Origin of the sequence: Listeria rocourtiae FSL F6-920 (assembly GCF_000525975.1) — a bacterium.
Classification (GTDB): Bacteria; Bacillota; Bacilli; order Lactobacillales; family Listeriaceae; genus Listeria_A; species Listeria_A rocourtiae.
Genome location: NZ_AODK01000004.1, coordinates 1 through 12,888, shown reverse-complemented (window position 1 = coordinate 12,888; position 12,888 = coordinate 1). Strand labels below are relative to the sequence as shown.

The following is a 12,888-nucleotide window of genomic DNA, read 5'->3' as shown; positions in this document are numbered from 1 at the left end:
GCGCTGCATTCCCGACAGTTATATTAGCGGACTTACTGCTTGCCAGGTCAAATGTTTTTGTTTCACCATCTGCAATAATCCCACCAAAGAGACTTGAACCAGCATCATCAGTTACTTGAATCCAACTTTCGCCACCAGATAAAGTGAATGTGACAGAAAGTTTATCTGCGTTGGAAACAGTATATGTTGTTGCATTTCCAGATGTTTCAGATTTGATTTCTGTTTTCTTTGGTTCGTCTTTTTTTCTCTGGTTTTTTTTTCTTCTTTGGGCTTTTCTTTATCAGTTGTAGTGTCTTTCTTGGTGTCAGAATCACTCTTTGTTCCGTCATCTACTTTGATTGTGGAATCGCCATTGCTTGTCGTATTTACTTCATTGCCAGATCCACCAGCATTGTAGAAAGCGAAATACCAAATAACGAAGCCAATCACAACGATAAATAGTGCGATTAGAATTTTCGGAACGAGACCAAATACGGAATGTGTTGTGTGTGGATTGTCGTTCCCTGGTTGACTTGCGGCCAGTGGAGCACGACGTTGCTGCGCACGCGTTATTTGTTCATTTACAACGGCTTCTTGATTTGTAGCAGGCACTTCATTTTCAAATTCTTGAAAGAGTTCCTCACTGTTCAAATCAACTGCCTCTGCGTATTGTTTAATAAAAGCACGCGCATAGAATTTACCAGGCATTACAGCATAGTTGCCTTCTTCAATTGCAACAAGATAGCGTTTTTGAATCTTTGTTATTTGTTGTAGATCGTCAAGACTGAGACCTTTCGTTCGCCTTGCATTTTTGAGTTTCTCACCTAGTTCGGTCAATTTTAAACACCTACCATTACATAAAATCTTTTTCTTACCTCATAAACCAGCCACCGTCAAGACGTATCGTTTGTCCAGTTATATAACTTGCGCAATCACTTGCTAAAAAAGTGACCACTTCTCCAACTTCTGCCGGCTTTGCGAATCGGTGCATTGGAATTTCCGTTAATAATGCTGTCCTCTCATCCTCGTCAAAAAGGTGATTCATTTTTGTATCTACCATTCCTGGAGATACTACATTGACAGTTGCGCCTGACGCAGCTATTTCTTGAGCCAGCGCCTTGCAAAAAGAAATCTGTGCTCCCTTTACAGCTGAATAGGCCACTTCCATCGCAGCCCCAACTTCTCCCCAGATAGAACTAATAAAAATAATTCGTCCAGCATCGCTTCGTTGCAACTTTGGAATCCATTTCTGCAATAATTGCATCGGAAAATGAACATGGATATCCCATAAATTCTTTATTTCCAAGTCCGGCATGTCTTGAAATAAGCCATAATAGCTATTTCCAGCAGCGTGGACAAATACGTCTAATTGAAAAATGGAGTCTTGCAATCGTGATATAGCATCAGAATTAGTAAAATCAGCTTGAATCGGAATAACATCTACATCGAAAAAAACTAGTTCTTCTAGCAGTTGCGCAATCGCCTTCTCGTTACGATAATAGTGTAAATATAGGTGAAATCCTTGTTTTGCAAGTGCAATCGCGATTTCTTTGCCTATGTCTCCACTTGCCCCAGTAATTACCGCGTATTTCGTATTATTTCCCAAAGCCGATTATTCCCTTCTATCCATTTCTTTCATCATAGCACGACTCGCGTCTAATTGCCATTTTTTTTATTAAGTTAAAGAAATCTTAAAGATTCCCAGCGCGCTGAGGCGTGGATGAAAGCAGTCTATCAAAGCTCCTTCTGTAGTATTACTCTGGGACAATTTGAAACGTCGTAATTCGATCTTCCAAATAAATTCGTTTTAGGAATGCTTCTACGTCAGCTACTGTGACAGCTTCAATGGCTGGTAAAATATCAAATAAGGAAGCTTCTTCAAAAATATACTGCGAAAACTGGTTTGCGATAAATTCAGGTGAATTCAACGAGCGTAAAAATTGCCCCATCTTTTTCCGTTTTAAAAGCTCTAAATCATCTTCGTTAAAACCATTTTTTAGCGCTTTTTCGAATGTTTCTTTAATTTTCTTTTCTTGTAAATCTGGGTCTTTCGCGTCACCACCAACGAGAGCAAAAGAGAAGCTGTCTTGTAAACTATAATCAAATCCAAACGTATCGTCAATGATACCTTGGTCGTACAATTCAAGATAAGCATCAGATGTAGTACCAAACATTAGTTCCAATAGAATGTCTGCTGTCATTTCATGTTGTACGGCTTCTTTGCCGCGCAATGTGCCGATGTCTTCTTTAATAGCTACTAGGTTTTTGGCGATTTGAACGGGAAATTTCAATTTTTTCTTAGAAACGGCAACCGATTTAGGTTCATCCGGAAAGTGTCGCTTCACTGGTTTTGGAGGGGTGAATGTCTTTTTCGCTTGGTTGTTGCGTACTTGCTCAATAGCTTGTTCAGGATCTATGTTTCCAACGATAAAGAGAATCATGTTACTCGGATGGTAAAATGTATTATAGCAAAGATACAAAAGGTCTTTGTCGATATCAGCAATAGATTCAATAGTACCTGCGATGTCAATTTTCACAGGGTGGTGGTGATACATATTTTCGATTGCGCCAAAATAAACGCGGAAATCAGCATCGTCATCGTACATCTGAATTTCTTGCCCGATAATCCCTTTTTCTTTTTCAACAGTTTCTTCTGTAAAGTAAGGTTCCTGCACAAAATCAACTAATGTTTCGAGGTTTTCTTCGACATTTGATGTGCTTGAGAATAGGTAAGCCGTACGTGTAAAAGATGTAAAAGCGTTAGTAAAGGCTCCTTTTTCACCAAATTTGAAGAATACATCGCCATCTTCTTTTTCGAATAGTTTATGCTCTAGGAAATGTGCGATACCATCTGGAACGCGCGTAAATGCTTCTTGACCAAGTGGTACGAATGCATTATCAATCGAGCCATAATTGGTTGTGAAAATCGCGAAAGTTTTGCTAAAACCGTGTTTTGGCAAGACATATACTTGTAGGCCATTATCCAATGTTTCGTAGTAAACGGCTTCTTTTAACTGATCATAACTTTTTTTTATTCATTAGAATCGGCTCCTTTGCTCAGGAAGTAGATTGTGTCGAGCTCAAACGATTTTGCGGCGGTAACTACTTCTTCTTTTGTAACCTCGGAAATGCGTTTTAACCAGTTTGATAAATCCAGATTTGCTTTTTTCAACGTGTTGTTGTAAGCAAGTTCAATAAGACCCTGTGCTTGATCATTGGCTTCTAGGAGCTGGTTTGATAGCATCGCCTTCGTTTGGGCTAGTTCTTCCTCTGTGAAATCACCAGTTTGCATAGAGGCGACTTGTTCTTTAATAATTGTAAGCGCCTGTTCATAATTTTTCTCATCAATACCTGCTGAAATAAGCATGAAACCATGGAATGAATCAATTCGGCTACTCGCATAATACGCTAAACTCGCTTTTTCGCGGACATTAATAAAAATCTTTGAATTTGCAAAGCCGCCAAGTAAACCATTAGCAAGCTGTAGCGGAACATAGGCATCTTCACCGAATAAAATATTCGTGCGGTAACCAAGAACGAGTTTTCCTTGGTTAATTGGTTGGTTTTCTTTGACTGTATGGACTTCTTTAGGATGGATAGGCGCGATAACGTCTAATTCACGATATTTACGATCTGCAAATGGTAATTTTTTTTAGAAGTGGAATAACATCCTCTTTTTTCACATCACCGCAAATGAATAAATCGACAGTATCTTCAGCTAAAAACTGTTGGTAATAATCATATAAATCGGTACCAGTAATATTTGGGATATCTTCTAATACACCAGCTGCTCCATATTTATAGTTCTCATTAGCAAACATAATCTCTGTCAAACGCTTGTTGGCATAGCGAATTTTATCATCGTATACACTCTCTAAACGTTGCACCAAATTCTCTTTTTCACGAGCAACCGTTGCCTCATGGAAACTACCGTCTATTACATTTGGATTAAAAATAATCTCTTGAATGAGCGTGAAAGCTTTTTCGAGCAATGTATCACCATTCGGTACAAACTGGCCATCTACCATATCAAGAATAGCGGTAATAACATGCTCGTTCCCTTTCTTGTCCACTGATGCATAAAAACTAGCCCCATATAAGCTTGCTAATTCTTTACGAAAAGCAGTTTGTGTCGGATATTTTTTCGTATTAGTTTCCATTAATGTGGCAATTAAGGCACGTTTTGTCGTCGTTTTACGATCGAGTGGTGCTCTGAATTTAAATACAATTTTATTTGATTTATATTTGTCAGAAGGAATAAGTGTTAATTGAATCGCGCCAATTTGTTCTTTATATTCCTGTTTGTGAGTTGTCATTAAAAATCCCTCCTTATTTGGCTAAGCACTGTTTATTGTACCTTATTATCCCTCGCTAAACAAATGCTACAGACTGAAAAACACCCAATTTCGCAAATCTAGACGAAATTGGGTGTTGCTTGTTATTTTCCTTTAATATAATTTACACCATCTGCTTTAGGAGCTTCGGATTTTCCGATTAGACCAACAAGAGCAAGAATGGTTAATACGTAAGGTGCAACTTGGAGGTAAACATCTGGAATACCACTAAAGAATGGTAATTGGCCACTGATAATACTCAGACACTGCGCAAATCCGAAGAAAATTGCCGCTCCCATCGCACCAAGTGGATTCCACTTACCAAAGATCATCGCAGCTAAGGCCATATAACCTTGCCCAGAAATTGTCGCGTGACCGAAATCAAGTGTAAAGGATTGGGCATAAACTGCACCACCTAAACCGCCGAGAATACCAGAAATGATAACGCCTTGATATCTCATCCAACGAACTTTGATTCCCATTGTGTCCGCTGCTAGTGGATGTTCCCCAACAGAGCGAAGACGCAAGCCAAATCTTGTTTTATAGATGATAAACCAAGAAAGAATCGCTACTAGAATGGCGACGTAACTCATGACTGGAACATTTTTGAAGAAAATATCGCCAATCACGGGAATATCTTTTAAAAGCGGAATATCTGGTTTTCCGAAATAGTGTTTAATTTGATCGGTTTGTCCTTTGTCATAAATAACTTTGACAAGGAATAAGGAAATACCGAGTGCTAAAAAGTTAATTGCTACACCACTAATAACGTGATCGGCGCGGAAATTAATCGTCGCAACCGCATGTACGAGTGAGAATACCCCACCGACAAACATACCAGCTAAAAGCGCAACCCAAGGTGTCCAGTTGCCGAAAACATCCGCGAAAGTTAAATTAAAAACAATCGATGAGAAAGCACCCATAATCATCATACCTTCAAGCCCGATGTTAACAACGCCGCCTCGTTCTGAGAAAACGCCTCCGAGCGCTGTGAAAATGAGTGGTCCAGCCATTAATAATGTACTAGAGACAATAATCGCTAAAGTCGAAATCATTTTGTTTTCGCCCCCTTCGCAAATTTATCCATTGCCCAGCGGATAATATAACTGGATGCAACGAAGAAGATAATAAGCGCGATAACCACGTTTACTAGCTCGTTTGGAACGCCAGCGACAGCAGGCATGTTTAGCGATCCTACTTTTAATGCTCCGAATAGGATGGCGGAGAAGATGATACCGATTGGTGAATTACCACCAAGTAAAGCAACGGCAATACCGTCAAAACCAGTACCAGGAGATGTTGGAAGTACATAAGCTGTGCCGTAGTTTCCAAGACCTTCCATTGCGCCTGCCAGCCCAGCAAGGCCACCTGCGATAATCATCGAAATGACAATCGTTTTCGCGACACTCATACCAGCGTACTTGGAAGCATTTTGGTTAAAACCGACTGATTTCAACTCATAACCAAATGTCGTTTTATTGATAACAAGCCACATAATAAGTGCGCAACCGACAGCTATCAAGATTCCCCAGTGAAGCGATGAATATTGCGTCATTTCTTGCAGGAATGGTGATTGCAGCGATGCAGATGCAGGAACTTCTTTTGTTTTGTCCAATTGTTTTGTTAGGACGTTTTGCACGATATAGTTGAAAATGTAAAGCGCTGTATAGTTTAACATAATTGTTACAATAACTTCATTGACTTTTAGTGTGGCTTTCAGAATCCCTGGAATGAAGGCCCAGAAAGCACCACAGAGGATACCCGCCAAGAGTGCAAGTGGTAAGTGTATCCATTTATCTAATCCGTCAAAGGTCAGACCAACTGCTACAGCTCCAATCCATCCCATAAGAAGTTGTCCTTCTGCACCAATGTTGAAAAGCCCGGCTTTAAAAGCAATTGCAATCGATAGGCCGACTAAAATATAAGGTGTTGCTTGGCGAATTGTTTCTCCAAGATAGAAGGAATCGCCGAATGCGCCTTGGAAAAGTGCAATGTATGCGTCTATCGGATTATATCCAAATAGCAGCATAATCAAAGCTCCAAATAGTAAACCGAGAATAACCGCTGTAACTGGGATAACAAGGGCTTGAACTTTTTTAGACATGTGTTTTTTCCCCCGTTTCCACTTTTGCTGATCCAGCCATGAGAAGACCTAGTTCTTGTTCTGTTGTTTCCTCAGGTTTTACAATGGCTACGATTTTACCTTCATAAATGACAGCAATGCGATCACTCACATTCATGATTTCATCAAGTTCAAAAGACATCAATAAGACGGCTTTTCCTTCATCGCGTTGTTCGATAAGACGTTTATGAATGAATTCAATAGCGCCAACATCAAGTCCACGTGTTGGTTGAGCTGCAATGAGAAAATCAGGATCTCGGCTAATTTCACGGGCAATAATGGCTTTTTGCTGATTCCCACCAGAAAGAGCTTTCGCCGCTACGTATTCACTACTTGTACGAACATCATATTCTTCAATGAGTCTTCGCGCAAAGTCATACATTTCTTTATGGTTTAGAAACCCTTTATTGGAAATGGGCTTTTTGTAATAGGTTTGTAAGGCGATATTCTCACCTAATGACATTTCAAGAACAAGTCCGTGTTTATGGCGATCTTCTGGAATATGACCGAGGCCTGATTCCGTGATACGACGAGGTTTCTTGTTTTCGATATGTTCTCCTTTTAGTAAAATTGAACCGCTAGTCGTTTTTGTTAGCCCTGAAATTGCTTGAATGAGCTCGCTTTGACCGTTTCCATCAACACCAGCGATACCAACAATTTCGCCAGCACGAACGGTAAGATTAAGACCGCGAACGCTTTCGACACCACGACTTTCTTTGACGACTAAATCTTTGACTTCAAGCACATCTTGACCTGGATTTGCAGGTGTTTTTTCGGTCGTAAAGACCACTTCACGACCAACCATGAGATTTGCCAAGGCTTGTGGGCTAGTTTCCGGAACATTGACAGTTCCCATGCCCTTTCCGCGACGAATAACGGTTACTCGATCACAAACGTCCATGATTTCTTTTAATTTATGCGTGATTAGAATAATCGATTTGCCTTCTTTAATGAGTGTACGCATTATCGAGATAAGTTCTTTAATTTCTTGTGGTGTCAGAACAGCAGTAGGTTCATCAAAAATAAGAATATCAGCGCCACGATACAATGTTTTGAGGATTTCTACTCGTTGCTGCATACCGATTGAAATATCGCTTATTTTGGCATGTGGATCCACTTTTAGACCGTAGCGGTCGGAAATAGTCTTAATTTCTTCAATGGCTTTCTTTTTTTCAATGACGCCAAATTTACTAGGCTCTTTTCCTAATATAATATTTTCGGCTACTGTAAATTTATCGACAAGCATAAAATGTTGATGCACCATACCGATTCCGAGGTCATTGGCTTTGTTGGGGCTATTAATCGCTTCTACATTGCCGTTGACACGAATTTCGCCACCATCTGGTTCATAAAGTCCGAACAAAACATTCATTAGTGTTGATTTCCCAGCACCATTCTCACCTAGCAGCGCGTGAATTTCGCCACGCTTAAGCTGTAAGGTAATGTTATCGTTTGCTACAAACCCAGAAAACTCTTTTCTGATCCCTAACATTTCAATAACATAATCCACTGTCTCACTCCCCTTATAATAGCTAATATCCACCTTTTGTGAATGAATTCGATTTCCTTTTTGATGTAAACCGTTTTACAAGATTTAAAATCACATGTCAATAAGTTCTTTTTTATTTGTGCATAAAACGAGAATATGTAGTATTCCAAAAAAGTCATCACCTTATTCTATTTCTAAATGAGTTACATTGCAATTCCTTTTTTGAAAAAAAGCGTAAAAATAGACGATATTTTTAAAAAATATGCATTTTGACCTAGGATTAGAGAATATAATCCAACACTTTATAGGTTGAAACGCTTACAATACGAACGAAAAATAAAAACTAGATTAGAACATTAATAAAAGCCGGTTCAACAAACCGGCTTTTATCCATCAAGCAATCATCAAGGTTTTTCTGGAACTTTAATGTCACCGTCAATGATTTTTTGTTTGTATTCGTCTACTTTGGCTAGAACTTCTTTAGATAAGTTATCTTGACTTGGAGAAAGACCTACAGCATTTTTATCAAGACCGTATTCAATCTTCTCCCCACCTGGGAAGTCCCCTGCTTTTGTGCGTGTTGCTAAATCATCAACCGCGATATCTACACGTTTGATTTCAGATGTTAGCGTTACGTTATATTCCTTACCATCGTTAGCCGTTACAGCACCTTCATCCCATTGGTCACGGTCAACACCAATTACCCATACAGCACGGGCTGGGTCTTTTTTCTTCAGGTTTTTAGCTTCCGCAAATACACCGTTACCAGTTGCACCAGCTGCGTGGAAAATAATATCTACGCCACCATTATACATACCAGCAGCAATTTGTTGCCCTTTATCTGCTTTCGCGAAATCATTCGCATATTGTACTTTTACTTCTGCTTTCGGATTCACAGCTTTAACGCCTTCCGTGAATCCAGCTTCAAAGCGATCGATAACTGCGCCTTTAACGCCACCAACAAATCCAACTTTGTTTGTTTTCGTTGTTAAACCAGCAACAACGCCGACAAGGAATGAACCATCTTGGTCTGCAAAGCCGATACTTACAACATTATCGCGATCTGTAATTGTATCATCCACAAGCGCGAATTTGTTTTTTGGTTTTTGTTTGGAAACATCTTCAATGGCATCTTTTAATTTGTAACCGATGCCGTAGATAAGGCTGTAATTACTACGGACTGCCGTGTTTAAGTTTGTTTTGAAATCTGCTTCTGATGCAGATTGTAAATAGTTAAAGCCGTCCGTTCCTTTTTCAAGACCGTTAGCCTTACCGAATTTTTGTAAACCTTCCCACGCTGATTGGTTAAATGAACGGTCATCTACCCCACCAGTATCTGTTACCATTGCTACTGTAAAGTTGTCCTTGTCGTCGCCACTCTTCTTGCTGTCATCTGATGATCCACATGCACCAAGCACAACGCCTGTTGCCATAATCATGGATAGTGCTAAAGCAAATGTACGCTTTTTCACCTTGAAACCCCTCCCGAGAGATAAAATTGTAGTTATTAGTATCACAAATACGAACGATTAGAAATTATGTATGGTTTAAGTTCCCCTTTTGCTATATCTAATAGCGTTCCTTGAAAACGGATACTCTAACTCTTTTTAATATACCATGGAATTTCAAATAAATAAATATCGAAGCTCAAAGTAAATATTTCAAATATATTCGGAAAATTAACTCTTTTCAATGAGTAAATGGCTTGCATGTAGCGCTGAAGATTTGCATAATAGAGATATGTGCTGGAAGAATAGCATAATTTTTATTAGAGACGAGATGATTAGCATGAAAGTTGGTTTTATTGGTTACGGAAGTATGGCGGATTTATTGACACGACAGTTTTTAGCGCATGCAGATGTGGCGCCTAAAGATTTTATTATCTATACACGTTCGGAAAATGAAAAATTACAGGAAATTCATGAATTATTCCCTGAAATTACAATTGCCAGGACGAGTTTAGAAGTTTTTGAGCAGGCAGAGCATACCTTTGTTTGTGTTTTACCCCTTGGTGTCTTGCCTGTTTTGCTAGAAAATAAGGTAGCATTTTCTAGTGAAAAACACATTATTTCGATTGCAGCAGGTGTTTCTGTTAATGATTTGAAAAAAGTGGCAACAAATGTGCAGTTTAGTAAGCTAATTCCTTCACTAACAACATCTGTTGGTATTGGGACGAGCTTAGTGAATCACGATACGGCTGTTTCTGCTCCGAATCAAGTTTGGTTAAGCACGGCACTTGGAACGTTCAGCTCAGTTCAAGAAGTCGCTGAGGAAAACATTGATTTGGCAAGTGACTTGACGAGTTCTTCTCCAGGATTTATTGCGGCGATTTTTGAACAGTTTGTACAAGCAGCTGTTCGCAAATCAAATTTAACAGAAGCAGAAGTTTTTCAAATGATTAGTAATTCTTTAGCTGGGACATCTAAGTTGCTGGCAGAGAAAGGTTACACGTTTGAGTCACTGATTAAACGCGTGGCGACAAAAGGTGGAATTACAGCGGAAGGCGTTGCGCTTAGTGAAGCCAAATTACCTGCCTTTTTTGATGAGTTATTACAGCGAACAGAAGCGAAATACGATGACCACCATGCAGAAATAAAGGAGCAAATAGAGGAACTTTTATAGAAAAAAGAGACGCAGGATGCGAAAAATTATCCTGCGTCTCCTTATAGGAATCTTAATCTTCGTATTCTGGCATATCACCAATGTTTACACGTCGCGGCTTACTCCCCTCATGCGGGCCAACAACGCCTCGTTGCTCCATCTCATCAATAATACGAGCTGCACGGTTGTAACCTATTCTGAACTTCCTTTGTAACATGGAAACCGAAGCTGTCTGCATTTCACGGACTAGCTCAACTGCTTCATTATAAAGTTCATCCTCAGCTTCTACTGCAATATCTGGTACTTCATCGGGAATCATATCTTCGTTGTATTGCGCTTTTTGTTGGGCAACGACGAACGACACGATGTCCTCTACTTCTTGATCGGAAAGAAATGCACCTTGAATACGCACAGGTTTGCTGGCTCCTACTGGAAGGAATAACATATCGCCCCGCCCAAGCAATTTCTCAGCACCTCCCATGTCTAAAATCGTGCGGGAATCAATGGAACTCGATACAGCAAACGCGATTCGAGATGGGATATTAGCTTTAATAACGCCGGTAATAACATCAACAGAAGGACGTTGTGTCGCGATAATTAGGTGAATACCAGCTGCACGTGCCATTTGCGCTAAACGTGTAATAGCATCTTCCACGTCATTGGAAGCGACCATCATAAGGTCGGCTAGCTCATCGACAATAACGACAATAAAAGGCAGTTCGGCTTGCTTTGCTTCGTTTTGCTCGTTATGTTGACGAACATGCGCATTATATCCAGCCATGTTTCGTGTTCCAGTATGAGAAAATAAATCGTAACGTCGCTCCATTTCCGAAACTACTTTTTGCAACGCTTGTGCAGCTTTTTTCGGGTTGGTTACTACTGGGGCAAGCAAATGGGGTATTCCGTTATACACATTAAGTTCAACCATTTTTGGGTCAATCATCATCATTTTGACTTCATGTGGTTTTGCACGTAGCAAAATACTTGTAATAATCCCGTTAATGCAAACCGACTTCCCGCTTCCTGTTGCTCCTGCGACAAGCAAATGTGGCATTTTATCAAGATTTGCAACGATGGCATCTCCTGAAATATCCCGGCCTAAAGCAATCTGTAGTTTCTCGTCTGGGCGGTCACCAGGATTATTTTCTAAAACTTCACGAAGCGCAACCATCGCAACATTTTGATTGGCCACTTCAATTCCAATTGCTGATTTCCCAGGAATTGGTGCCTCAATTCGGATATCTTTAGCGGCGAGAGCAAGGGCAATATCATCGCTTAGTCCTACAATTTTACTTACTTTTACACCTACAGATGGCTGGACTTCATACTTTGTAACTGCAGGTCCTAAGTGAACTTGTGTTATTTTTGCTTTCACGCCAAAGCTCTCGAAGGTGGACTCTAATTTCTGTGCATTAGCTTTAATTTGATCATATTCTGCACTTTGATCAGTCGGTTCTGCTGGCGTCAGTATATCTATTGGTGGTAGTTGATAAATTTCGTTTTCAAATGATTCCTGCTGAAAAGTAATTGGTGGCGCTTCTTCATCTTGCTCCGGTTGCATTTCGGACGCATTATTGATTATCTCTTGTTTTTTCTGGAAATTGGAGATAATTGGTGGTAGCTTTGGTTCCGTATTATCCTCCACAACCTCAAGAACCGGTTTTTCTTCTATTACTGGTTTAGGTTTCGTCACCTTTTTAGGTTTTGGCTTACGGTTTTTATGTTGCTCAAAAAACTGATTTAACCAGTCGAATATGCTACGAAGCACATTTACGATTTTTGTGAAGGCGGTTTTTAATGGGATTCCAGTTAGTAAAGACAAGCCGTACAAGAATAGAATCGTAGCAAAAATGTTTGTACCGACTCGGTCTATTAAAAAATATGTAACAGCGACAATGCTTGAGCCGACAATTCCACCACCAACTTGGTCAATTTGACTTGGATGCCAGATGTTTTGGCTGAGTAGTTTCAACATAGAACTAAAGATAGCTGCACCATCTGAGAGCACATGCGTGACGTACCACATTTCAAAAGACGTTAACAATCCAATAAAAATCAAATATATACCATTCAAACGTTTTGTAAATAGATTCGGAACGTTTCCTTTAAAAATGAAATAAATGCCTAGTATAGTTAAACCAGTAAGCAATACAATCGCTAATTCACCAGCAATAAATTCGCCTAGCGCGTAAATGAATCGTCCCATGAAACCCAACTGAAATAGGCCGATTAGACTGAGTCCGGCTAGTATAACTCCGCTGATTTCAAAGGAGTAAGATTTTGCTGTTTGTTTCTTCTTACGTGTCGTTTTTTTTTTGCACGAGACGTTTTTTTTTTTCTTTGTTTGATTTGTCAAATTTCCC

At 39.7% G+C, this 12,888-nt stretch carries 9 protein-coding genes and 2 pseudogenes; 1 reads left to right on the top strand and 10 read right to left on the bottom strand.

The genetic code is table 11. The features are described 5' to 3' along the window. Positions 1-13: 13 nt before the first annotated feature. The 9 genes and pseudogenes from PROCOU_RS19160 to PROCOU_RS00875 form a co-directional block, all read right to left on the bottom strand. Positions 14-76 (bottom strand): annotated as a pseudogene (locus PROCOU_RS19160) (hypothetical protein); the annotation flags it as partial. A gap of 35 nt (positions 77-111) precedes the next feature. Continuing rightward, entirely contained in the window at positions 112-816 is a 705-nt protein-coding gene (locus PROCOU_RS00910) for a helix-turn-helix domain-containing protein (RefSeq protein WP_425268377.1), read from the bottom strand. 34 nt (positions 817-850) lie between these two features. Continuing rightward, a complete protein-coding gene (ymfI, locus tag PROCOU_RS00905; protein ID WP_036069078.1) occupies positions 851-1,585 on the bottom strand; it encodes an elongation factor P 5-aminopentanone reductase in 735 nt (244 codons plus the stop codon). A 148-nt stretch (positions 1,586-1,733) separates the two neighbouring features. Continuing rightward, positions 1,734-3,014, bottom strand: coding sequence for an EF-P 5-aminopentanol modification-associated protein YfmH (gene yfmH, locus PROCOU_RS00900; RefSeq protein WP_036069076.1), 1,281 nt, complete (start codon positions 3,012-3,014; stop codon positions 1,734-1,736). Continuing rightward, positions 3,011-4,295 (bottom strand): annotated as a pseudogene (gene yfmF / locus PROCOU_RS18990) (EF-P 5-aminopentanol modification-associated protein YfmF). Before yfmF ends, yfmH begins: the two are co-directional and overlap by 4 nt. Positions 4,296-4,417: 122 nt before the next feature. Beyond that, positions 4,418-5,368: an ABC transporter permease gene (locus PROCOU_RS00890; protein WP_036069074.1), complete on the bottom strand. Its 951-nt coding sequence runs from the start codon at positions 5,366-5,368 to the stop codon at positions 4,418-4,420. Further along, a complete protein-coding gene (locus tag PROCOU_RS00885; RefSeq protein WP_036069072.1) occupies positions 5,365-6,417 on the bottom strand; it encodes an ABC transporter permease in 1,053 nt (350 codons plus the stop codon). The genes PROCOU_RS00890 and PROCOU_RS00885 overlap by 4 nt, the downstream gene beginning before the upstream one ends. Further along, positions 6,410-7,945, bottom strand: a complete 1,536-nt coding sequence (locus PROCOU_RS00880; RefSeq protein ID WP_036069070.1) for an ABC transporter ATP-binding protein — start codon at positions 7,943-7,945, stop codon at positions 6,410-6,412. The genes PROCOU_RS00885 and PROCOU_RS00880 overlap by 8 nt, the downstream gene beginning before the upstream one ends. A 383-nt stretch (positions 7,946-8,328) precedes the next feature. Further along, on the bottom strand, positions 8,329-9,396 hold the full coding sequence (locus PROCOU_RS00875; RefSeq protein WP_036069069.1) for a BMP family lipoprotein: 1,068 nt from the start codon (positions 9,394-9,396) through the stop codon (positions 8,329-8,331). A gap of 316 nt (positions 9,397-9,712) precedes the next feature. Here PROCOU_RS00875 and proG point away from each other — a divergent pair, with 316 nt between their 5' ends. Next, positions 9,713-10,546: a pyrroline-5-carboxylate reductase ProG gene (gene proG / locus PROCOU_RS00870; protein WP_036069185.1), complete on the top strand. Its 834-nt coding sequence runs from the start codon at positions 9,713-9,715 to the stop codon at positions 10,544-10,546. 52 nt (positions 10,547-10,598) lie between these two features. Here proG and PROCOU_RS00865 read toward each other — a convergent pair whose 3' ends face one another. After that, positions 10,599-12,881, bottom strand: a complete 2,283-nt coding sequence (locus tag PROCOU_RS00865; RefSeq protein WP_036069183.1) for a DNA translocase FtsK — start codon at positions 12,879-12,881, stop codon at positions 10,599-10,601. Between the last annotated feature and the right edge of the window lie 7 nt (positions 12,882-12,888).

Bases quoted from the DNA above. Each gene is read 5' to 3' on its own strand.
- PROCOU_RS00890 (WP_036069074.1), bottom strand. From the start codon at position 5,368: ATGATTTCGACTTTAGCGATTATTGTCTCTAGTACATTATTAATGGCT.
- PROCOU_RS00885 (WP_036069072.1), bottom strand. From the start codon at position 6,417: ATGTCTAAAAAAGTTCAAGCCCTTGTTATCCCAGTTACAGCGGTTATT.
- proG (WP_036069185.1), top strand. From the start codon at position 9,713: ATGAAAGTTGGTTTTATTGGTTACGGAAGTATGGCGGATTTATTGACA.